Source organism: Brevibacillus antibioticus (assembly GCF_005217615.1).
Taxonomy (GTDB): domain Bacteria; phylum Bacillota; class Bacilli; order Brevibacillales; family Brevibacillaceae; genus Brevibacillus; species Brevibacillus antibioticus.
On sequence record NZ_SZNK01000001.1, the window covers coordinates 3,106,731 to 3,129,787 of the forward strand.

The window sequence follows — 23,057 nt, forward strand, 5'->3', positions numbered from 1 at the left end:
CTCTTTTTCTGTTGGTTAACGTATCACTTCTACCTTTCCGCGTGCGAGGAGATGAAACTTCTCTGCTGCTTCTCCCATAGTCTTGTGTAATAGCCTCGCTTTTGCAACAGTTGAGAGTGTGTCCCTTGCTCCACTAGTTCCCCCTGCTCCAACACAAATATTTGATCCATGTCCGTTATGGTCGACAAACGATGTGTCACCGTAATGACGGTCCGATCGCTGGAAAGCTTCGCAAAGGTCTTGTTTATAGAAGCCTCAGAAACGGGATCGAGAGCAGAAGTTGCTTCATCCAGAATGAATAGAGAAGGATTGCGAAGAATCGCTCGAGCAATGGCAAGTCGCTGCCTTTGTCCCCCCGAGAGATTGCTACCCCCATCCAAAACTAGTGTCTCGTACTTGTCTGGTAGACTCATGATAAAGTCATGGATCTCTGCTTGCTGTGCAGCCATCCTCAGCTCGTCGTTGGTCGCGTCAAGTTTGCCGAGCCGGATGTTTTCTGCTATTGTTCCGTGAAAAAGAAAGTGATCCTGAAAGACAACCCCTACATGGTTGCGGAAGGCTCCCCGATTCCTTTCATCTAGTTTTTTGCCGTTTATCTCGATATGACCAGAACTAGGTTGATAAAAGCCTAATAACAACTGAATGATCGTGCTTTTTCCAGACCCGCTGGAGCCAACAATCGCAATTTTTGACCGAGCTGGAATCTGCATGTTGATTTGCTTAATGGATAACTGATTTTCTTGATAGCCAAATGTAACGTTTTTTATGGACACTTCAGTCGTACGCAAATCAATCTGTTCGGATGAAGAATGGTCGACTTTTTCACTAGGTTCATTCAGCACCTTCTGGATTCGCTCCATACTGACTTGTGCATCTGTCATCAGTGGAAGCGTAAAGGTCAGATTAAACACTGCATTCCCCATCGACGTATACATGGTGAAAAAGGCGACAAGCGAACCGACAGAGATTCGCCCGGTGAGTGCCAAATAGGAACCGAAGCCAATGATCGTAAAGTTGATGAGTAGTAAGCATAGCGCAGGAATTCGTTCCAGCTTCGCTGCCATCAAATTTTTGCGATAGTTGCTGACCAACAGCAATTCGAGTCTTTCCATGAATTTATCGATCATGACAGCTTGCAGGTTGAACCCCTTGATTACCATTTGCGCTTTCGTATTTTCCTGGACATCATTCGTCATAGCAGCGAGCTGTTCTTTATAGGCAGCATTGATTGCGTGGGCACGTCGTCCAAGCATATAAGGGCCTGTAAAGATCAAGATTGCCCCAACCAAAATACACAGCGCCATCACCCATTCCAAATAAAACAACACCATTGTACTAATCGTCACGACCACCAATGACTGAATACCTGTCGTGAAGAGAATCGCTAACGATCTGTCAATGACAGGCAAATCCACTGAAAAGTGAGAGATCAGTTCGCCCGAACGCGTTTTATGGAAATAGCTGACCGGCAAATGTTGCATATGCGCAAACAGTTTTTGCCGCAAATCATTTTGCACACGTGCATTTAGTTTTGCCAGCGCATAATCACTGATCATTCCAGCACTGATACAGATAAACCCGCTAATCGCCAAGACTATCATGATAACTGAGAAAACGTGCATATCTTTGGGAACAATCGCTCTATCAATGATCATCTGGAAACTGAGAGGTGCCAAGGATAAAAAAAGTAGATCAAGTGCAAGCGTGAGGAAAAAAAGGGAACTCAGGAACTTATAGGGGCGTAGGTAGCCAAACAGGTTTTTGATGACGAACAGCATCGTAACGTCTCCTTCTTGGATTAGAAAAATGGTTCATGTTGAAACCTGGCCGCATAGGATTGCCAAGCCCGAAATGAGGCGCGATATTCATCCAATGGACCGTTTTCCGTTTCCACAGAAGCTACTCGATCTGCAATCTTGGCAAATAATTTACGTAAAGAGTCGTCTGAGGAAGTCCAGAATCGAAACTCCTTCACGTCCTCCTCCATATAGGCGATATACTCGGTTACATACTGAAGGGCATGCAAAAAAAGGCGACTGCTGCGATACTGTTCCAAAAAATAGATTACCTGAATTTGAACGATATGCTTGTCTTCGTACTGATTCTCACCTGTCCCGTAAATGTATGAAAAGGCACAGATCACTTCATCGTCATCGTTGAAGCAAAGAAATGCTTTCCCCTCCATTAAAACGGGACTCGCCAGAAAACTGAGCGCCACAGGAAAGGAATATGGCATGCGAAGCTGGTCGTAGTTTTCCAATAAAAAGGCCATGTATTTCTCGTAATACATCTCAGCTGAGCAGATCGAGAAGTAATGATCCATCTCTTTCCTTCCCTCCTTTGAATGATAAAGCGTAGGTACGTATCCTTCACAAAAAAGACGGCCATTAGCCGCCTCTATCTTATCACAATTATTTGAATATCCAGTCTGCCCATGTCATGAAGATCGAGCGGTGCAATCAATGCTGTCCCTGCCATGTCTTTCAAGTCATGCTGCTGTAAAAATAAGGGCGGGGTTATGTCTACGATAACTCCTCGATTGGACAAAAGCGTACTCGCATTCCCGGAAATCATGTTCCCTAACTCGGAAATGGCACTTTTTCCAAGCTCATCCATCTCTTGCACCGGATAGCCGCCCATCATGGCCGAGACAATGCGCAAAGCCAATTCCTCTTGCAAACCGAAAAAGACCTCACCTTGTAATTGACCTGTCATTCCGATTCGAATCCATGTATGGCCTTCTACATGGCTCCATTCTCTTTCAGCTAACTCTCCACGCGAAATGTCGACATTGCATACTTGTTGAATCACGGACGAAGCTGATTCAAGAAATGGATCAAGGTACTGGACTATCATCTGCATTCTCTTCCTTTCCCGGGCAATTCACTCTCAGAGGTTGTTCAAAAAGTCGTATAGGACTATCATAATGTCGATTTTTGGCAGATGCAATAGGATTACGAAAACTTCATAGGTATAAGGTCACAAAAACAAGGTGTGCGAGGAAAATAATCCTCTACTTTAGTCTCATGACGAATGGTATAGATGGCCGCGCACGTTCGCAAGTCTAATATTTCTACTCCAATCTCATGCTTACTCAACTGCCACATCGGAAGCTGGACGCGATCAAAGGCGAAAACAGTATCTCCAAATGCCAAGCATTCCTGTATACAGCGGATAGCATCGTAATGCTCATCGGCCTCAAGTAAATGAACGGGCTCCAAACCAAATTGTTCGATCAAATGAATGCGATCCCGCAATTGCTCTGTCCCCCGCTTCCTTCTGGCTGTTCTTCTTGGTGATAGCACAGGGTACTCTCTCGTAACATATTCCCACATGATCCCGTGATAAAACATCGAATCGAATCCTCCCACAAAAATTTGGCCCGGCAATAGCCGTTTATCTGCTACTGACGGGCCCGCTACCCTATTTTTTCTTTCCGATGACGTTCATCTCCGCCCGGGCTTCCCTCCCCAGCGCATCGGTGGCTACAACCGTCACTTTTTGCTTGCCTTCCTCTACCTCATGAAGCACCAAGCGAAATAGCCCTTGATCATTCGCGTTGGTCTGAAAGCTCTTTGATCCGTAGTTGATTTGGAGGTTAACAGCACCAGCACCTGTCACTTTCCCTTCGATAGGCAGTGCTTGACCTTCCTGCCCTTCTAGCTGTTTGTTCGGTAGCTGTATCGTCGGAGCTGGTACTGTGCGCGCCTTATAGGATATACGCTGCTCCCCATTGCTTATGACAACCGCACCTGAATTGGCATCGACATACGCATACACCAGTAACATGCTTTGATTGCCTGCACCGTCTTTCCCTTCGAGCAAAATGCGATTTTCTCCCTGCTTCATACTCAAAATTTGCATTACATATTTTTGCGCAGGGATTTCCAATTGCTCTTCTTCAAAGTAGGACACGATTTGCCCATTGATACTTACCTGACCCTTGTATGTTTGATCTCTGTACATGAAGCGGACCGGAACCAGCATGTTCTTGGTTGCTGGATCGAACTGTACGTCCTCGCTACCATCGTTTAGCAATTGCAGTGTCGGAGGATTCGTATCGACGATGACCCGCTGCGTGAATTGGCGTTTGTTTCCATACATATCCATTGCACTGTACATCACATAGTTGAGACCTTCCGTTAATCGCAGGATGGTTTCAAAGGAGCCATCCGCCGACAGCTTTACAGGCGTTTTGTTAATCGACAAGCGCACTCTGTCCATCATATCCTCGCCTGTCACTTTGCCCCTAAAGGCCACATCTGGCTGCTTGGATATTTTTAAATAAGGAAACAAATCATCTGGGAACTCCACAAATGGCGGGGTGCTGTCGCTTTTCCCGTTTATATGTGCCACACTGATATTCCCCGCGTAATCATACGCTACCACGCTCATTTTTTTATCCGGCTGATTAATAAGTGTGCTGGACACTTTGGGCGAATAGGGGCCTCCTACCCTTTTGCCGTTTACATAAAGGAAATAGGCCTGGATATCTTTATCGCGGCTACTCCACTGAACCCGGTTTCCTGACACAGAAGCTGTAATCACAGGAGCTTTTGTATCCACGCGGATGGGGAGTGTCATCGATTGCCAATTTGCATTGCGGTCGTCTATTTTGGCCTTAATGGAGAATTGGTACTGTCCATCGGGTGCCTGTATATAGGCGCCTTTTTGTGGTGAAAAGATCTTTCCGTCCCAGCTCCACGCTTCCCTTTCCGTATAATAGTAGGGCGTCCCCAGCTTGGATTGGTCGTACTTGCTCACCTTTTCATCACGCACAAGAGTCCGAATCGGCTTGCCTGACTGGTCTGTTACTTCGACGATAATATGTCGGGCATTGCGCAAAAATGTAATCGAAGGAGCAGCGACATCGTAATGCCCATCCCCGTTTGGCGAAAAGGCAATATGATTAGGATCAATTTTCGCACCGCCATCGGCTTTGACACCTGTAACTCCTAGATAATCCCGATAGCGCCACTTGTCATTGCGTTTATCGTGGTACCAGCTCGTCTTGACACCTGTTCGTTTTTCCTGGCTTTCTGCCTCCCATACGGGCTGATCCATAATTCTTGGTTCATCCCAATCGCCGTAGAAGCCATAAAACGGCGTGCGCAATGTAGGCAGCTCCTTATCATCTGGTTGAAAGGAAATAAATCCTTCCGCAAATTGATTGCGTGAGGAGCCTTTCGGAATCGTGAGCGTTACCTTTACTTCCTCTAATTTCCCTGGCGCAACGGTAATCTTAGGTGCGGAAAATTGCAGTTCTGCCCCCTCGAAAAGGGTATCGGTCAGCATGTTGAGCCCATTCTTGCGCAAGTCAGTCAAGACGCCAAATTCATTTTGCAGCTGATACGTAATCGGTTTTTTGCCAAACTTGTTAGTAATAAACAGAGAAAAGGTCGTTGAATTCCCGATCTCTCCTAACGAGACGCCCGCTTTTCCTTTTGCAGTCACAACAATGGCTGGGGTCTTGATCGCTTTTACGATTTGCATTAATCCTGCCCCTTGAACCCGTGGGCTGTAAGGTACTTTTTTTACTTTCTCTTTATCCGCTGCGGGTACACTGATTTGGGGATCGATAATCGGTTCTGCTGTATTCATGGCCGCAGCCTTTAACGTATCGACAAGTGATCTGCCTTGCAGGTTCCGCCCTTGCTTGAGATAGCCTTGCTTCAGCAAAGCCATCCCGCCTGCCACATGTGGGGTTGCCATTGACGTACCACTTTTCACGGCATATTCGGACTCTCGCGTGAGTGACAAGATGCCCCCACCTGGAGCTGCAATCTCCGGTTTGAACTGCAAATCGGGTGTTGGTCCCCATGATGAAAAAGCGGAGATCGTCCCTCCGTCTGGATAAGGCATTGAATTTTGTCCATATTCACCGTTAAAGGAGACCGTCACTTTCTTGCCTTTCTTAATCGCTTGTGCCATTTTCTCGCCCATGTGCTTCAAAATAGAAACAGCCGGGATTTGTTTGGCATGCTCCGCACTGATAATGAGTGGTCCCATTTCATTGTTGTAGATGACGGCGCCAACAGCTCCTGCTTCTTTGGCGAGACGAAGCTTGTCGTCGAATGAAATATCGCCTCGCTCGAGCAATACCACTTTATCTTTTACGGAAACATTGTAGTCTTCCTTCTTCCCTTTCCCCATATAGACGAGCGGATACGGCTTCATCAGCGTCATGACTGGGTTTATTGCACCCCCGCCTTCCACATAGCCCGATAAGTACACGACTTTCTCCATACCGGGTACCCCTTGCACCGTGAAGCTATAGCCAGCCAGTGCTGTAGCGTTGACAGAAGCAACTGAAAACGCATCAGGACTCAAGCCTGGAGAACCGATCATAGCGATATCCGGATTCTGTGCTCGTACCTTATCACTGCCGAAATACGCATCATTGCCGGCGGCTGCTACGACTACGATTCCATTATCGACTGCTCGCTTCACAGCCATTTGCTCCACATTTGTTTCATCCACATAGCCCGCTGAGGAACCGAGACTCAAGTTGATGACATCTGCTTTTTTCGTAATGGAATCATTAATCGCAAATAAAATCGATTCACCTAGCCCTGGAACCTCGCTTTGATAATTGGAAAATACTTTTTGGCTGATGAGCTGGGCTTCAGGTGCAACCCCTTTTACTTTTCCGTTCGCACCAATAATTCCCGCCACATGGATACCATGCTGAGATTCCGATACGTCTTCCGTTGTTTGTGTACGGTCAGCCCAGTTAAAGCCAGGGATCACCTTCTGGGAGGAGCCTGACTTTTGCATGGCTGAACGCCTATCATGTGGGGCAGGCAAATCGGGGTGGCGCGGATTGACGCCCGTATCGATCACGGAAACGAGCACCCCTTCCCCTTTTACCCCCGCTTCCTCCCAAGCCTTTGTCGCCTCAATCATTTCCAGCGAATCGACAGGCGCGGATTTTAATTGCTCACCTCGCAGTAGCAGTTCTTGTCGTTGCCATTCATCTGCCTTCGTTTTGTATTCCTTGTCCGCCTTGCCTGTATGTAATGGCTGGTGCATTTCCGCGAGATCCTGCAAAATCTGCGTGCGAATGGTCGCCGTACCTTCAAACGCTGTTGTGCTGACAGTCGTTGCGGGAAGCAAAGCCAATATCAATCCAATGCTGCATACCTTTTTCTTCATCGTTTGCCCCCTTGCTGGAAGTCATTCCATTATGTTTTCAGTTTTCACTAGGAATCGCTTAGGTATTCCCTTCTTTTCGTGAAGGTTGACAAACGAAGTAATTTCAGCCTATATTTAAGTACGTTAAATATTACATATCAAATATTCCCTTTCACGAAGAAATAGATCAAATAAGGAGACGATTAGAGATGCTCTCCCCCTCTACAGATACACTTGAGCGCTTGCAGGAGGCGTTTCGTACCATTACGCGCACGATGGGAACGCAATTAGCCGAACCTGTCTCTGGTTTAACTGGCCCGCAATTTTACATTCTTCATCAGTTGGAACAGAAGGAAAAATGCACGGTTGGAGAATTGGCCGAATCAATGGGGGTCAAACCAAGCGCCATCACAGCAATGGTCGACCGTTTGGATAAACACGGTTTTGTCTCCCGCGATCGTGATGAGGAAGATCGCCGAGTCGTTTACATCAGTTTGCGTGATTCTGGAAAAAAAATTCTGCAAGTAGCCAAGCAGAATCGGAGAGAACAACTAAATAAAATGTTTTCTCACCTCAGCGAGGATGAACTCCAGCAGTTCGTCAGCATCTTTGAAAAGCTGGCGATGGCGGCGGTTATCGAGGCGGATTGAATAGACTCCTTGTACGTTGCTGTTGTGGTGGGGAGAAAACAGGAGAAAACGCTCAGATTCTTGTCCCACCCGCTGGCGGATTCACTGCCCGACTCCACGCAAAAAGCGAAACCGCGTCCAAAGTGGTCCTTTCAGGATGCTTCTCAGAGGTGGACGCTTAAGAGCGTGTTTCTCTTTTTGCATTGCGTCTCGGTCGGTGTACCAAAGATCTTCGCTTTTTTCTCCTGTTTCCTCTACGAACTTTCCATGTGATCCGATTTTTTAAATCCTTTAAAGAATGAAATACCTCATCTGTTACGACCGAGAAGAATATTTCCAGGCGTAGCGACTTGTGGAGTCCTACCGAGCGGAGAAGGGATTCGCGGGCAAAAGAAACGCAACCGTGCCCGCGCGACGTAGCGGCTACTACTTTTGCGTTTCCCCGCGAATCCCTTCGGAGCGGACAGTCTCAACCCCCAGCAGGACGGAGCCTGGAGCCTAGACTTGAAATATTCTTCTCTCCATTACAGCGACATGAAAAAAAGGCGTGCACTCCGGATCACCGGTGCACGCCTTTTCTATTGCAAACAATTAGGAGAAGAAGAACTTCTTCACAGCATGTTTGGTTGTTTCTTTGTTCATGTGAGCGATCGAAGTTGTCAGCGGAATGCCTTTTGGACATGCTTGTACGCAGTTTTGCGAGTTACCGCAATCACCGATACCGCCATCTTCCATCAGAGCTTCCAGGCGCTCATGCTTGTTCATCATACCCGTTGGGTGCTGGTTGAACAGACGAACCTGTGAAATTGCGAACGGACCAATGAAGTCAGACTTCGCATTCACGTTCGGGCAAGCTTCCAAGCAAACACCGCACGTCATGCACTTCGAAAGCTCGTACGCCCATTGACGTTCAACTTCCGGCATACGAGGACCTGGTCCCAGATCATGCGTACCATCGATTGGAACCCACGCTTTTACACGTTTCAGCGCATCGAACATGCGGCTGCGGTCAATCGACAAGTCACGCTGTACAGGGAAGGTGCTCATTGGCTCAAGACGAATCGGCTGTTCCAGTTTATCAACCAGTGCCGAACAAGCTTGGCGAGGTCTTCCGTTAATAACCATCGAGCACGCACCGCATACTTCTTCCAAGCAGTTCGATTCCCAGTTGACTGGAGACGTTTTTTGACCTTGTGCGTTGAGTGGATTACGTTGAATCTCCATCAAAGCACTGATCACGTTCATACCAGGACGGTAAGGGATTTTGAACTCTTCCTTGTACGGAGTGCTGTCAGGGCTATCTTGACGAGTGATAATCAAATGAATCAATTTTTCTGCCATGATCAGTTTCCTCCTCTCTTATTTCTTGTCAGACGTATAGTCACGCTTACGTGGTGCGATCAGGGATACGTCGATGTCTTCATAGTAGATTTCAGGCGCAGTCGTTTCAGCATTGAACTTCGCCATTGTCGTCTTCATGAAGTTTTCGTCATCACGCTCAGGGAAGTCAGGCTTGTAGTGAGCACCGCGGCTCTCGTCGCGCTTGAGCGCACCGATTGTGATCGCGCGGGACAGTGCGAGCATGTTCCACAGATGACGGGTAAACGCAGCACCAGAGTTGCTCCATTTATTCGTATCGTTGATGTTAATTTTCTTGTAGCGTTCCATCAGTTCAACGATCTTATCATCCGTTTTTTGCAGACGGTCGTTGTAACGTACTACCGTTACGTTGTCAGTCATCCACTCACCCAGTTCCTTGTGGATCAGGTAAGCATTTTCTGTTCCGTCCATTTTCAGAATGCTGTCGTATTTCGCTTGCTCTTTGCTTGTGAAGCCGTCGAAGAGCGTGGAAGACAGGTCATCAGAGGATTTGTTCAAGCCTTTGATGTACTCGATCGCTTTTGGACCTGCTACCATACCGCCATAGATTGCGGACAAGAGGGAGTTCGCACCCAAACGGTTTGCACCGTGCTGAGAGTAATCGCACTCACCTGCTGCAAACAAACCAGGGATATTGGTCATTTGGTTGTAGTCTACCCACATACCGCCCATGGAGTAGTGAACCGCAGGGAAAATCTTCATTGGAACTTTACGTGGGTCATCCCCAACGAATTTCTCGTAAATCTCGATAATACCGCCCAATTTTACATCCAGTTCTTTTGGATCTTTATGGGACAGGTCGAGGTATACCATGTTTTCGCCGTTGATACCCAGCTTCATATCTACGCAAACGGAGAAGATTTCGCGAGTCGCGATGTCACGCGGAACCAAGTTTCCGTATGCAGGGTATTTATCTTCCAGGAAGTACCAAGGCTTACCGTCTCTGTACGTCCATACACGGCCACCCTCACCACGAGCAGACTCCGACATCAGACGCAGCTTGTCGTCGCCCGGGATTGCCGTTGGGTGAATTTGGATCATCTCACCATTGGAGTAGATAACCCCTTGTTGATACGCCGCAGACGCTGCTGTACCTGTGTTGATAATGGAGTTGGTCGATTTACCGAAGATGATACCAGGTCCGCCTGTTGCCAAAATAACGGCATCTGCACGGAAGGATTGAATTTCACCGGAACGCATGTTTTGTGCAGTAATCCCGCGACAGGTTCCTGTATCGTCCAAAACGGCTCCGAGGAAATCCCAATATTCGTACTTGGTTACCAGACCTTCAGCTTCATAACGGCGTACTTGTTCGTCCAATGCGTACAAAAGCTGTTGTCCAGTTGTCGCACCCGCAAAAGCGGTACGGTGATGCTTGGTTCCCCCGAAACGACGGAAGTCCAACAGACCTTCTGGCGTACGGTTAAACATAACGCCCATACGGTCCAACATATAGATGATGCCAGGTGCTGCATCACACATTGCTTTAACTGGCGGTTGGTTTGCCAAGAAGTCGCCGCCATATACTGTATCGTCGAAGTGCTCCCATGTGGAGTCGCCTTCCCCTTTGGTATTTACCGCACCGTTAATACCGCCCTGTGCACAGACAGAGTGGGAACGTTTTACCGGAACCAGGGAGAACAGCTGAACAGGAATGCCTTTTTCTGCTGCTTTGATGGTAGCCATCAAGCCGGCCAAACCTCCACCGACAATGATCAGTTTACCTTTTGCCATGAGTTTTGTCCCCCTATCCCTACAAAATGAAAGCCGACATCGCACGCAAGCCGATGAAGGTTACAATTACGAATACGCCCAAAGTCAGGAATGTTGCAATGCGCTGGGAACGCGGCCCAACTGTAATTCCCCAGTGAACCAGGAACGACCACAGTCCGTTGGAGAAGTGGAAAGTCGTGCTAATAATCCCGATTGTGTAGAATACGATCATTGCAGGACTGCTCAAAATGTTTGCCATCATGTCAAAATCCACGTGTGCACCCATTGCTTTTTGGATACGGGTTTCCCAAACGTGCCAAACAATAAAAATAAGGGTAATGACTCCTGTAACGCGTTGCCACAAGAACATTTGGTTTCGGAAGTAACCGAAGTTCCCTACGTTTTGTTTCGCTTGGAACGCAATGTAGAGACCGTAAACAGCGTGAAACAAGATCGGGAGGTAGATAAAAGCAAATTCAAGCACCAGTACGAATGGAACATTTTCAATCAAACCAACTGTTTGATTAAAAGCTTCGGCTCCACGGGTCGCTTGATAGTTGGCTGTCAAGTGAAACAGCAGGAAGAGCCCGATCGGTAACAAACCAAGAAGTGAGTGGAGCTTGTGACTGAGAAAGCTATGGCCTTTCGCCATAAAATGGTCCCCCTTTCAATGTATGTAACTCTTAATTCTGTGAAAAACGTCAAGCGTTACCGCAAGCGGTCCAAAACGGCTTCGACCGTTTTGATAGACCTTTCCCCAATATCCTAACCCATTGCCTCACCCATTAGACATAGCAAAACCGCCACGATCATTTTATGAACAACATCTTGACGCTGTTCATATAAAAGACTGCGTTCACTAGATCAAATGAATTTGTCGGAATGTGTCAAAATTCGAGAAAAAGTTGGGCAAAACTTTGACCAAATCCAATTGTACTCTTGTCGACACAGAGCGTCAAGATAATCAATGTACTAAATACATTGATAGAATAACTTTGTTTAGTCCAGCTATTTTTTCTATTACGATGTCATGAATGCGGGTCCCTCCTCATAATCTAGTACAGACAGGAGGGAAGCACATATGAAAGAGAAGGATCAGCTCGCAGCACTGTTGCCGCCAGAGACCATTCCCTATGCTGAGAGAATGAATATGCCCTATCTTGGCTATCATCTTCTACGCGAAACGCTGACTAGCACCCTGCTAGGCGATAGTGAAAACCATATTCTCTATTGGATAGGAAAAAATATGGGCCGCCAAATCCCCATTCAATCTGCAACAGGTCCAATTATGCCTTTTATACGGCTCGGATTAGGCCAGCTAGACGTCGTAGAGGAGACCGGGCAAACTATCGTCTATTCACTCAACCATTCCATTTTTAGCTATCAGTCTATAGAAAGACTGGGATGCAGTCTTTCCTTTGAAGCCGGGATTATTGCTGGTATGATTGAGCAGTGGAAAGAAAGAGAAGCGTTCAGCAAAATCGAAATGGAAAGCTCTTCTGACATACGTATCTCTGTACAAGTGGCTTCATGAACAAAATGCCCCCTCTACCTGTAATAAAGGGAGAGGGAGCATCCATCTTTTATACTCCGTGCACGACTGCGGTTTCCTCAACATCCAGACCATAGGCCGAATGAAGACTACGAACAGCCTGCTCTGTCAAAGCTGCTGGAATGACGCAAGAAACTTTGATATCAGAAGTTGATACCATTTTAATAGAAATTTCTTTTTCTGCCAGAACGCGGAACATTTCGGCAGCTACTCCTGGATTGTTGATCATTCCAGAGCCAACAATGGATACTTTGGTCAAGCTTTCCTCGAAATCGATTTTTTCAAAGCCAAGCTCGTTTTTGTTTCTGTCTAGCGTATCCAGTGCTTTTTTCAGGTCATCCGCTGCAACTGTAAAAGAAATATTTGTAACAGTAGCATCATAAGAGCTTTGGATAATAATATCGACGTTCACTTGATTGTCCGCCAGTGTATTGAACAAACGGGAGAGCGTCCCGACCCTGGCAGGCATGCCGACAACCGTGATTTTGGCTACATCTTCATCGTGTGCAACTCCACTTACTACTCTACCTGTTTCCATGTTGGCAACCTCCTCAACGTACGTACCATCTTCGGCAGTAAAGCTGGAGCGGACGACCAGCCTTACCTTGTATTTTTTCGCAGCCTCTACTGACCTCGGATGAAGAACCCCTGCACCAAGGTTCGCCAGCTCCAGCATCTCATCATACGAGATTGTATCCAGCTTGCTCGCAGCTGGAACCATTCGCGGATCAGCTGTATACACCCCGGACACGTCCGTAAAGATTTCGCATTTCTCAGCGTTCAAGCTCGCTGCGAGTGTAACCGCAGATGTATCCGATCCACCGCGGCCGAGCGTCGTGATTTCACCTTCGTCACTGATCCCTTGGAATCCTGCCACGATCACCACACGACCACGGCCGAGCTCAGATTGAATCCGCTCTGGCTCAATCTGCTTGATCCGTGCTCTTCCGTGAATCGCCTCCGTGGTGATTCCAGCTTGCCAGCCCGTAAGAGAAATGGCATCGTAGCCTTTTGTATGCAAAGCCATCGACAAAAGCGCGATCGAAACCTGCTCCCCTGTAGTCAGCAGCATATCCATTTCACGCTCGGATGGGTATGCGTTAATCTGCTTGGCCATGTCTACCAACACGTCAGTAGATTTGCCCATTGCAGAAACAACGACTACCACATCATGTCCTTCCTCTTTGTAGCTGATAATTCGATCCGCAACTCGCAAAATTCGCTCAATGGTACCTACAGAGGTGCCTCCGTATTTCTGCACGATCAACCCCATGCGGCTTCTCTCCCTTTTTCTCATATCCAATATTGGTATTTATCTCGTATTGTATGGTTTTTCACTATTCTCTCTATAAGGAAAAGTCTTGCATTTTTATTTTACAAAAAAAGGCACCGACAAGGAATAAGACCTGCCGCTGCCTATTGTTTCGACATACCGGTTCCTCCCTCCCAATACACGCGGACAACGAAGATTGACAGTTATCACCATCAAAACTCACATTGACACACCGTGAGATAGCTCTCCATCTGACAATTGGTCAAAAGTGCAGATGACAGTCCTGCATTTGTTCAACGCAGACCCAGCATGGAGAAAAGCGGGTTTCCCTCCACACTTCGGCGAATTCCCCTTTCCCGTCCCCTTCACAGATACCCGATCTCAGGGTGGTACTCTTGGTTTTCGCGCCTCTACCTCACTCCATAATGGAAGTGAGGCTAACTATTCTGTTTGAATCGGATTATATCATGAGTCTAAAAATGGATCAATTCCTTTTTGAACTCATGTGTCCAGCTTGCGCAGATGCCCGATGATTTCTTTCGCCAGCTTGTCGCCGATCCCTAATTGGCGGAAGTCTTCGACGGTCGCCTCGCGCATTTTTTTCAACGAGCCAAAATGAGAGAACAACAGCTTGCGTCGTTTTTCACCAATACCCGGGATCTCATCCAACTGTGAGGAGAGCATCGTTTTCGTCCGGGATTGTCTGTGGAATGTAATAACAAAACGGTGGACTTCATCTTGGATGCGTTGCAACAAATAAAATTCATAGCTATCACGTCTAAGATTCACAGGCTCTGGCGGATCTCCGTACATGAGCTGAGCGGTGCGGTGCTTCTCATCCTTCGCGAGTCCACAGACGGGAATATAGAGACCCAGCTCGTTTTCCAGCACATCCATAGCCGCACTGATTTGGCCTTTTCCACCATCGATCACAATCAGGTCAGGCATCGGCTGGTTTTCTTTCAGCAGGCGAGAGTAACGACGGCGAACGACTTCGCGCATGGAGCCGTAATCATCTGGCCCTTCGACGGTTTTGATCTTGAATTTGCGGTATTCCTTTTTATCAGGGCGGCCGTCTGTAAAGACAATCATCGCAGACACAGGCTCTGTTCCTTGAATGTTGGAGTTGTCAAACGCTTCAATTCGATGAGGAACCGGAATTCCTAAAATGTGACCGAGATTGTGTACCGCTTGGACCGTACGAGCATCGTCCTTGGACATCAGCGCGAACTTCTCCTGCAAAGCTATACGGGCGTTCTCGGAAGCCATCATCACGAGCTCATGCTTTTTGCCCCTTTTCGGCGCATGGACTTTGATGCCCAGCCATTCACTCAAAAGCTCCGGTTCACTCTCTTGCGGGAGCAAAATTTCTTTTGGCAGTGCATTTTGCTTGTCGTAATAGAACTGGCTCACATAAGACATGAAGTCTTCGATTTCGCTGCCATAGTATGGAAAGGAAGTCGTCTGACGCTCGATCATCTTCCCTTTTCGCATATAGAACAACTGAATGCACATCCAGCCTTTTTCCACAGCAAACCCGATAATGTCGCGGTCTACCGTATCGTTGAACGTGATCTTCTGCTTCTCCATTACGGCTTCGATGCTCTTGATCTGATCGCGATATTCCTTGGCGCGTTCGAACTCCATGTTTTCTGCAGCTTGCAGCATTTTTTCCGTGAGGGTTTGCTTCATTTCCTCATGGCCACCATCGAGGAACCGGCTGATTTCATCCACCAAACGCTGATTTTCCTCTGCCGATACCTCGTACACACAGGGCGCAAGACATTGTCCCAAATGGTAGTAAAGACAAACCTGCTTGGGCATATTGCGGCATTTTCGCAACGGATAGAGTCGATCCAGCAGCTTCTTCACCTCGGAGGCATCTCCGGCATTCGGATATGGCCCGAAATACTTAGCTTTATCTTTTAATACCTTACGGGTAATCTCCAGGCGTGGCTGCGCCTCATTCGTAATTTTGATGTACGGATACGTCTTGTCGTCGCGGAGCATGACATTGTAACGCGGGTCGTGCTCCTTGATCAGGTTGCACTCGAGAATGAGCGCCTCAATCGCGGAGGATACCACAATGTACTCAAAGTCCACGATCTCACTGACCAACAGCTGCGTCTTCCCGTTATGACTGCCTGTAAAATAAGAGCGGACGCGGTTTTTCAGCACCTTGGCTTTTCCTACGTAAATGATTTCCCCGCTCGCATTTTTCATCAGGTAGCAGCCCGGCTTATCTGGCAGGACGGCCAGTTTATCTTTTAAGGAGCTGTTCATGGCTGCTCCCTCCTCTTTGCTCTATATCTGCCTTGCATCTATTTGTTCTTGTGGATTGGCTTTTCCAATACATACAGTTCATCTTCTAAGGAACTCATCCGTTCCATCAACAGCTTCCGGCTGTCTTGCACCCCTTGATTGTAATAGAAGAGGCCGAGCTCTTTTGAAAAAAAGTCAATCAACTCTTCCGTCTCCAAATTGCCGAGTGTCTCCGACCGTTCTTCTTTAAAATAGCGTTGTACTTGATGAACAAGATATTCCATTTGCTCTCTCGTCAATTTGGCTGGCATCGTATCCGGCTTCCTTCCCTTTTTCGCATCATAAGAGAATATACGTTCTATCCTTCATAGTACCATGGAATCAATACGAAAAAAACTGCCGCCTCATTCCATGGCGACAGTTTTTTATAGGCAGACCTAGTGCTTGCGACCGCCCAAATATGCCTCTTTTACACGTTCGTCGTTCAACAATGATTCTCCTGTACCGTCCAATACGATTTGCCCTGCCTCCAGTACATACCCGTAATCAGCGATTTTGAGGGCCTGTTTGACATTTTGCTCCACGATAAGGACGGTCGTTCCTTCCGCATTGATTTCTTTGATCACCTTGAAAATGTCCGCCACCACAATAGGAGCCAAGCCCATCGACGGCTCGTCCAAAAGCAGCAGCTTCGGTCGAGACATCAATGCGCGGGCAATGGCTAGCATTTGCTGCTGACCGCCAGACATCGTCCCTCCCAATTGAGAAAGACGCTCCTTGAGGATGGGGAACCAGGCCATCATCTTTTCCATGTCGTCCTTGATGCCTTGTGCATCGTTGCGCTGGAATGCGCCCATCTCCAGGTTTTCCAGCACGGTCATCTTCCCGAGGATTGCACGCCCTTCTGGAACTAACGCCAATCCGGCTTTCACGATCTGATGGGGTCTCGAACCCTCTATCCGTTGACCACAAAACGTTATCGCTCCTGCTTCAGGCTTCAGTTGACCTGCGATCGTACGCATGGTTGTGGTTTTACCCGCTCCGTTCGCCCCGATTAGCGAGACGATTTTGCCCTCAGGCACTTCCAGCGTTATCCCGCGAATCGCCTTGATTTGACCGTAGGAGGTCGTCAAGCTTTGTATATTCAGCATCTTATTCGTCCTCCTTACCGAGGTAGGCTTCAATCACATCTGGATTGTTTTGTACCTCAGCCGGGGTGCCGTCAGCAATTTTGACCCCAAAGTTGATACATACGACCTTTTCACACAGGTTCATGACTAATCCCATATCGTGTTCGACCAACAAAACAGTCGTCCCATCATCGCGAATTTTTTTGACCAGCTCCATGAGCGCTTTCGTCTCGGTCTCGATCATTCCTGCAGCAGGCTCGTCCAATAGCAAGAGTTTTGGTTCCGTAGCCAGTGCCCGTGCAATCTCTAGACGCCGTTGTTGACCGTACGCCAATGTATCCGAGCGGACGTCAGCTATGTCAGACAAGCCTACGAATTCAAGGAGCTCCTCTGCTTTTTTGGTCACGGCCTTTTCTTCCGCACGTTGTCCCGATGTTTTCAAAAGGGAAGCCCAGAAGCCGGCCTTCATTCGCGAATGACATCCTACCTTCACGTTATCCAATGCACTCATGTGACCGAATAAGCGAATATTTTGGAACGTCCTTGCAATCCCCATTTCGGTAATTTTGTTAGGCGCCATTCCATTTAGCTTCTGTCCGGCAAAAGTAAAGGTTCCCGTCGTTGGTTCGAATATGCCCGTTGCCATATTGAAAATAGTCGTTTTTCCCGCCCCATTCGGACCAATTAAGCCGACAATTTCACCCTCTCCGACCGCAAAAGAAACGTCACGAAGAGCGGTGATGCCGCCAAAGCTTTTTCCTACGTTTGCAAGTTCCAGCAACATCTTATACTCCCCCCTTCGCTTCCTTGTCCGATGACTTGCCCCGACGACGCTTGAACAGCTTTTGGAACGTGTCGGCACCGATCAAGCCATGCGGACGGAACGCCATTACACCGACCATGATCAAACCGTACATGAGCATTTTATACTCAGCCAAACCCCGCAGTACCTCCGGCAGTGCTGTCAAAACCAAGGCACCAAACAGCGGCCCCCATACCACTTCGCTGCCGCCAATCACGGCATACGACAAAATCTCTACGACTTTATGATAGTTAAAATCATCTGGCGTAATGGTCGTCGTAATGTGAGCGAACAATCCTCCACACACCCCTGCCAAAATGGAACCGATCACAAAAGCAAGCATCTTATAATAGTTGACTTGCAATCCCATCGCTCGTGCCGCCGTTTCATCTGCTTTGATCGCTTCAAAAGCACGCCCGAGACGAGAACGGTTCAGACGCAGTGTCAGGAAAAGGACGAAGGCAAACAGAAGCAGCATAAACAAAAAGGTCGATAATGACTTCATTTGCATGACCGAAATGCCAAAGGCTTGCGCTTTTAACCCCATTGCTTTTTCAAAATCGTACAAGTAATTGCCAATCGATTGAAGTCCGGTCAATCCAAGAGCGCCATTTGTAATCTCCATATTGAGAAAAACAACGCGAATCACTTCACCAAAGCCAAGCGTAGCAATCGCCAGGTACAAGCCGTGGAGCTTCAATGTAGGAGCACCGATCAGCAGGGCAATCAGCCCTGCCGCCAGTCCGCCAATTATGATGGCGATAAACAGCGGCATGTCCGCTTGCTTCGTCAAAATACTCGCTGTAAAGGCACCAATGCTCATAAAGCCCGCATGTCCCAAAGAAAGCTGGCCCGTCGAGAGCGTAATGTAAATACTAATCGCCAAAATACTGTTTAATAAAATAAATGTCAGTACCTGTAAGTTATATGGATTGAGAATGTCCAATGTCTGCACCTCCCTTACGCTTTACGTCCAAATAGTCCTTCCGGCTTCAAGAGCAAAATGAGAATGATCAAGCCGAAAGCAACTGCATCCCGATACGACGAGTCTCCGTACGCGACGGTAAACACCTCGATAATCCCGAGCAATACGCCGCACACCATGGCCCCAGGAATGCTGCCTACCCCACCTAAAATCAAAACAGCCAGACCTTTGAAGCCAAGCGTCATCCCCATCGTCGGAATGAGCGCAGAGTACGCCATCCCGATCAAAATTCCGGCGACACCTCCCAGTGCCGAAGCAAGCATGACGGTCACGACAATGACCATATTCGTGTTAATCCCCAAAAGATTTGCTGTATCCGTATTTTCAGCCGTCGCGCGAATCGCTTTTCCCATTTTCGTTTTTTGAATCCAAAAATGCAGGACGAACATCAGCAACACAGAAATCCCCAAAATAACGAGATCGACGCTACGAATTTGAACGAGTCCCAAGTCAAAAGTGGTATCCCCAAAGGATTGTGGGAACGCTCGGGAGTCAGCACCGAAAAACTTGTGCATGGCTTCCTCCATCAAAATGGCAAATCCGATCGTACTGATCAAGGATGCCAGATGGGGTACATTTTTTTTACGAAGGGGGCGAAGCGCTGTATATTCCAGCACAAGACCCAAAATCGCCGATATTACAACCGCAACAATTAACGCTACCCCTAAAGGCATATTCAGGCTGGTCATCAATACCAAGCCAACCAGTGATCCAAAAATAAAAATCTGGCCGTGTGCCATATTAATGATTCCCAAGACACCAAAAATGAGCGTGTAGCCCAATGCAATCAATGAATAAGTGCTACCAACTGTCAAACCGTTGACCAATTGCTGCCAAAACAAATGCCTCACCTCATTGTTAAGTGGTTACCATCCAACGATGATGGAGTTATTCTCGCTGGATCAGCAAGCGAAGACCATGATCGGGTACTTTCTGATCCAGCGAGATAACAGATAGAAAAAAAAGCCCGGAGCGCCCCCGGGCACGATCCTATTCAAACGGGACGAATTTACCTTCTTTTGCGACAACGACAACCGCATCACCAATCGGGTTGCGCTTCTCGTCAAAAGACAGTTTGCCGGATACACCTGTGAAGTCCTTCAGCTGAGCCAATTTTCCGCGCAACTCTTCGCGATCTGCTTTTCCTGCGGCAAGCAGTGACTGCGACATGATGTACAGCGAGTCGTATGCTTGGGCTGCGAACTGGTCAGGCTTTTTGTTGTATTTGGCTTCGAATGCTTTCACGAAGGCTTGTACTTTATCATCTTTCTTTTCAGGGCTGAAAGGAGTCGCAACGATTAAGCCCTCAGCAGCTGGACCTGCAATTTCAAAAATTTTCGGATTATTAAAGCCATTTCCACCGAGAATTGTCCCTGTAAAGCCCAACTCACGTGCTTTTTTCACAACCATGGAGCCTTCCTTGTACAAAGCCGACACTAGCAAAGCATCTGGGTTTGTTTGCTTTAGCTTGGTCAATTGTGCTGAGAAATCCACATCGCCATTTGCGAAAGTCGCTTCACTGGTAATCTCCAGGCCCAGCTTTTCAGCGGTTGCTTTCATGACCTTGTAACCATTTACGGAGAAGTCATCGTTAGACGCGTGGATTAGTGCAACTTTTTTCAAGCCATTTTTCTCCCCAGCTGCTTTCATAGCTGTCGGGATTGCAATGGATTCAGGCAAAGAATTGCGGAACACGTACTCCCCGATATCATTGATTCCTTCTGACGTGTTGGAGATACCAAAAATCGGAGTTTCTGCCTCGTTTGCAACTGGTCCTGCAGCAAACATTTCACCGGAAAGGGTCGGTCCAATGATCGCCACGACATTATCCTGATTAATCAGTTTATTTACCGCATTAATCGCGCCTTCTTTTTCTCCAGCGGAGTCTTCAAACTTCAGTTCGATCTTGAGCTTGCCTTTGTTCGCTTCATTCAGCTCGTCCAAAGCCAGCTCCAATCCTGCTTTTTGCGCTTCTCCATAGGCTGCACCAGACCCTGAGAGGAATCCAACGACACCGATTTTTGCTTGCATCTCTTGTCCGTCAGCGCTAGCTGCTTGTCCAGAGCTACCTTCTCCTGCTGCCGGAGCACTTGTATTTCCTCCGCTTGAACATCCGACCATCAATACCGCCCCTAGCGAGATCGCCGCCAACGAGCGCATCAAATGAAATCCCTTCATTAGAAAAGCCCCCTCTATTTTCTAAATAAATTGAATATATGAAGTTTAATCAAAGTATTCTAAAAACGCAATTATTTTCGCTCAAGTAAACTTAATTTTTCGACAAACGATCGCTCAGAATTCCGTATCCAAACATAATAAAAAAGCGGCACATTGCTATGCCGCTTCAGTCGTTGTTTTGCTCTTACAGATGTTTGCCTACAGTTGCCATGAGCGCTTCTTTTGGTTGGAAGCCGATCACTTTGTCTACTGGTTGACCGTCTTTGAATACGATCAGGGTTGGGATGGACATTACGCCAAAACGACCAGCAGAATCTGGGTTGTCATCCACGTTTACTTTGACGATTTTGAGCTGGGAGCCCACTTCACCGTCGATTTGCTCCAGTACAGGAGCGATCATTTTGCAAGGGCCGCACCATGGAGCCCAGAAGTCAACCAGGACTGTACCGCCTTGCTCTACTTCCTGGGAAAAGTTTTGATCAGTAGCATTTACAATTGCCATGAGAAGTTACCTCCTTGAATTTCAATTGCTAAATAAAGGTTCCTAACGGTAATCAGTATATCATTCAAACACCAAATTGACTACGCCGCTCCACACTTTGCCCTGCACTTCTCACTTTAGTTTGTCCAGTATGTCTGCACCTTATTGCCCGACTTGTTTGAGCCGGTTAATCTCCCTTTCGTGGTCACTAACTTTCCGATGCAGCAGATCAAGGTCTGCATCGATATGTTTATTTTGGCGTTCCAGTCTATCCAATCGGCGCGTAGCGTCATCGCGGAATTCGTACATTTCATCGCGAAACGCGTACATCTCCTCACGAAAATCATACATCTCTGTCTTAAATTCGCGTAGCTCCTCCTGCGTTTCTTTAACCAGCCGGTTATTCTCCGCCACCATGTGTATCAGTTGTTGCAAAAGCTGTTCGCTCATCCCGATCACCTCTCCTTACTGCCTATTATACCAAGCAAGGAAAGCATAAAGTAAGCCTTGCGGACAAAAAAAGCGCCCCCAAAAGGAGCGCCTAGTCATCATCTTTATATTAAACCAACACTTTTTTAAACTCAGCCGTCAGCAATGGCAGCACTTCGAACAGGTCACCTACGATACCATAATCAGCCACTTGGAAGATTGGCGCTTCCGGATCTTTGTTGATGGCAACAATGACTTTCGAGCTGGACATACCAGCCAAGTGCTGAATCGCTCCCGAAATCCCGCATGCGATGTACAGATCAGGTGTAACAACCTTACCTGTCTGTCCGATCTGCATGGAGTAATCGCAATAGTCTGCGTCACAAGCGCCACGAGATGCACCAACAGCTGCACCAAGTACTTCCGCCAGATCGTTCAACGGCTGGAAGCCTTCTGCACTCTTCACGCCGCGTCCACCGGAAATCACGACTTTTGCTTCGGAAAGGTCTACTTTGCCGCTTGTTTTTCTTACAACTTCTTTTACAATCGTGCGCAAATCCTTGATTTCCAATTCAACGGGTACCACCACTGCCGTTTTCGAAGAGTCAGCAGCGCTGATGGCAATGTTGTTTGGACGAATCGTAATAAATGTTGTTCCATCAACGAATTTGCGTGTTTGCGTTGCTTTTCCTGCATAGATCGGGCGAACAAATACTGGGCCCGCTTCTACACTTGTTACGTCCGAAACCAGACCGTAACCGAGTCGCGCTGCTACGCGAGGTGCGATGTCACGACCGATCGCGGTGTGACCCAAAACAACTGCATCTGGAGAAGCTAGCTCAATCAACTGCGTGAGTGCCTGCACATACGCATCTGGCGTGTACTGTGCCAGCGCTGTATGATTAGCCGTATACACCGTGCTCGCACCATGCTGACCCAATGTCACTGCATGCGTTGCTGCATCTACTCCGAATACACCTGCTACAATTTCGCCGCCCTCAGCCAATGCTTGTGCTGCAGTCAATGCTTCCAGCGACACGTTGCGAAGTTGTCCGTCACGTACTTCTGCCAATACAAGTACTTTTTTCATGGATATCCTCTCCCTCTCG

The 23,057-nt window shown here is 47.6% G+C and carries 21 protein-coding genes and 1 riboswitch; of the genes, 2 read left to right on the forward strand and 19 right to left on the reverse strand.

Features of this window, described 5'->3' with window-relative positions:
* Positions 1 to 29: 29 nt before the first annotated feature.
* The 5 genes from E8L90_RS14465 to E8L90_RS31110 form a co-directional block, all read right to left on the reverse strand.
* A complete protein-coding gene (locus tag E8L90_RS14465; RefSeq protein WP_137029994.1) occupies positions 30 to 1,778 on the reverse strand; it encodes an ABC transporter ATP-binding protein in 1,749 nt (582 codons plus the stop codon).
* 20 nt (positions 1,779 to 1,798) lie between these two features.
* Complete coding sequence (locus tag E8L90_RS14470; RefSeq protein ID WP_137029995.1) at positions 1,799 to 2,323, reverse strand: hypothetical protein; 525 nt, start codon at positions 2,321 to 2,323, stop codon at positions 1,799 to 1,801.
* A gap of 74 nt (positions 2,324 to 2,397) precedes the next feature.
* Positions 2,398 to 2,856, reverse strand: a complete 459-nt coding sequence (locus E8L90_RS14475; protein ID WP_137029996.1) for a chemotaxis protein CheX — start codon at positions 2,854 to 2,856, stop codon at positions 2,398 to 2,400.
* Between the two features lie 98 nt (positions 2,857 to 2,954).
* A complete protein-coding gene (locus tag E8L90_RS14480; protein ID WP_137029997.1) occupies positions 2,955 to 3,353 on the reverse strand; it encodes a hypothetical protein in 399 nt (132 codons plus the stop codon).
* Positions 3,354 to 3,423: 70 nt separating this feature from the next.
* Positions 3,424 to 7,155, reverse strand: a complete 3,732-nt coding sequence (locus E8L90_RS31110) for a S8 family serine peptidase (RefSeq protein ID WP_137029998.1) — start codon at positions 7,153 to 7,155, stop codon at positions 3,424 to 3,426.
* A gap of 188 nt (positions 7,156 to 7,343) precedes the next feature.
* Between E8L90_RS31110 and E8L90_RS14490 the strand changes: the two genes are divergently transcribed.
* Positions 7,344 to 7,784, forward strand: a complete 441-nt coding sequence (locus E8L90_RS14490) for a MarR family winged helix-turn-helix transcriptional regulator (RefSeq protein ID WP_137029999.1) — start codon at positions 7,344 to 7,346, stop codon at positions 7,782 to 7,784.
* A gap of 570 nt (positions 7,785 to 8,354) precedes the next feature.
* On the opposite strand, the gene sdhB is transcribed toward E8L90_RS14490, so the two are convergent.
* The 3 genes from sdhB to E8L90_RS14510 are packed head-to-tail and all read right to left on the reverse strand — an operon-like array spanning position 8,355 to position 11,508.
* On the reverse strand, positions 8,355 to 9,104 hold the full coding sequence (sdhB, locus tag E8L90_RS14500) for a succinate dehydrogenase iron-sulfur subunit (RefSeq protein WP_012685406.1): 750 nt from the start codon (positions 9,102 to 9,104) through the stop codon (positions 8,355 to 8,357).
* Between the two features lie 18 nt (positions 9,105 to 9,122).
* Positions 9,123 to 10,877 carry a succinate dehydrogenase flavoprotein subunit gene (gene sdhA, locus E8L90_RS14505; RefSeq protein ID WP_137030000.1) on the reverse strand — a complete coding sequence of 585 codons (1,755 nt, stop codon included), beginning with the start codon at positions 10,875 to 10,877 and terminating at the stop codon, positions 9,123 to 9,125.
* Positions 10,878 to 10,896: 19 nt separating this feature from the next.
* Positions 10,897 to 11,508 carry a succinate dehydrogenase cytochrome b558 subunit gene (locus tag E8L90_RS14510; protein WP_137030001.1) on the reverse strand — a complete coding sequence of 204 codons (612 nt, stop codon included), beginning with the start codon at positions 11,506 to 11,508 and terminating at the stop codon, positions 10,897 to 10,899.
* Positions 11,509 to 11,937: 429 nt separating this feature from the next.
* On the opposite strand from E8L90_RS14510, the gene E8L90_RS14515 reads away from it, so the two are divergent.
* A complete protein-coding gene (locus E8L90_RS14515; protein ID WP_137030002.1) occupies positions 11,938 to 12,390 on the forward strand; it encodes a YslB family protein in 453 nt (150 codons plus the stop codon).
* A 49-nt stretch (positions 12,391 to 12,439) separates the two neighbouring features.
* On the opposite strand, the gene E8L90_RS14520 is transcribed toward E8L90_RS14515, so the two are convergent.
* The 11 genes from E8L90_RS14520 to E8L90_RS14570 all read right to left on the reverse strand — a co-directional run bounded on the left by E8L90_RS14520 (position 12,440) and on the right by E8L90_RS14570 (position 23,038).
* Positions 12,440 to 13,681: an aspartate kinase gene (locus E8L90_RS14520; RefSeq protein WP_137030003.1), complete on the reverse strand. Its 1,242-nt coding sequence runs from the start codon at positions 13,679 to 13,681 to the stop codon at positions 12,440 to 12,442.
* Positions 13,682 to 13,913: 232 nt separating this feature from the next.
* A riboswitch (Lysine riboswitch) is annotated at positions 13,914 to 14,102 on the reverse strand.
* Positions 14,103 to 14,182: 80 nt separating this feature from the next.
* Positions 14,183 to 15,964 (reverse strand): excinuclease ABC subunit UvrC, encoded by a 1,782-nt coding sequence (gene uvrC, locus E8L90_RS14525; protein ID WP_137030004.1) that lies wholly within the window; start codon positions 15,962 to 15,964, stop codon positions 14,183 to 14,185.
* 38 nt (positions 15,965 to 16,002) lie between these two features.
* Positions 16,003 to 16,254, reverse strand: coding sequence for a DUF2164 domain-containing protein (locus E8L90_RS14530; RefSeq protein ID WP_137030005.1), 252 nt, complete (start codon positions 16,252 to 16,254; stop codon positions 16,003 to 16,005).
* Between the two features lie 126 nt (positions 16,255 to 16,380).
* Positions 16,381 to 17,094, reverse strand: coding sequence for an ABC transporter ATP-binding protein (locus tag E8L90_RS14535; RefSeq protein WP_137030006.1), 714 nt, complete (start codon positions 17,092 to 17,094; stop codon positions 16,381 to 16,383).
* 1 nt (position 17,095) lies between these two features.
* A complete protein-coding gene (locus tag E8L90_RS14540) occupies positions 17,096 to 17,857 on the reverse strand; it encodes an ABC transporter ATP-binding protein (protein WP_137030007.1) in 762 nt (253 codons plus the stop codon).
* A 1-nt stretch (position 17,858) separates the two neighbouring features.
* A complete protein-coding gene (locus E8L90_RS14545; protein ID WP_137030008.1) occupies positions 17,859 to 18,830 on the reverse strand; it encodes a branched-chain amino acid ABC transporter permease in 972 nt (323 codons plus the stop codon).
* Between the two features lie 5 nt (positions 18,831 to 18,835).
* Complete coding sequence (locus E8L90_RS14550; RefSeq protein WP_137030009.1) at positions 18,836 to 19,702, reverse strand: branched-chain amino acid ABC transporter permease; 867 nt, start codon at positions 19,700 to 19,702, stop codon at positions 18,836 to 18,838.
* Positions 19,703 to 19,850: 148 nt separating this feature from the next.
* Positions 19,851 to 21,038, reverse strand: a complete 1,188-nt coding sequence (locus E8L90_RS14555) for an ABC transporter substrate-binding protein (protein WP_137030010.1) — start codon at positions 21,036 to 21,038, stop codon at positions 19,851 to 19,853.
* Between the two features lie 184 nt (positions 21,039 to 21,222).
* Positions 21,223 to 21,540, reverse strand: a complete 318-nt coding sequence (gene trxA, locus E8L90_RS14560) for a thioredoxin (protein ID WP_007722428.1) — start codon at positions 21,538 to 21,540, stop codon at positions 21,223 to 21,225.
* 141 nt (positions 21,541 to 21,681) lie between these two features.
* Positions 21,682 to 21,969 (reverse strand): hypothetical protein, encoded by a 288-nt coding sequence (locus E8L90_RS14565; protein WP_137030011.1) that lies wholly within the window; start codon positions 21,967 to 21,969, stop codon positions 21,682 to 21,684.
* 109 nt (positions 21,970 to 22,078) lie between these two features.
* A complete protein-coding gene (locus E8L90_RS14570; protein WP_137030012.1) occupies positions 22,079 to 23,038 on the reverse strand; it encodes an electron transfer flavoprotein subunit alpha/FixB family protein in 960 nt (319 codons plus the stop codon).
* Between the last annotated feature and the right edge of the window lie 19 nt (positions 23,039 to 23,057).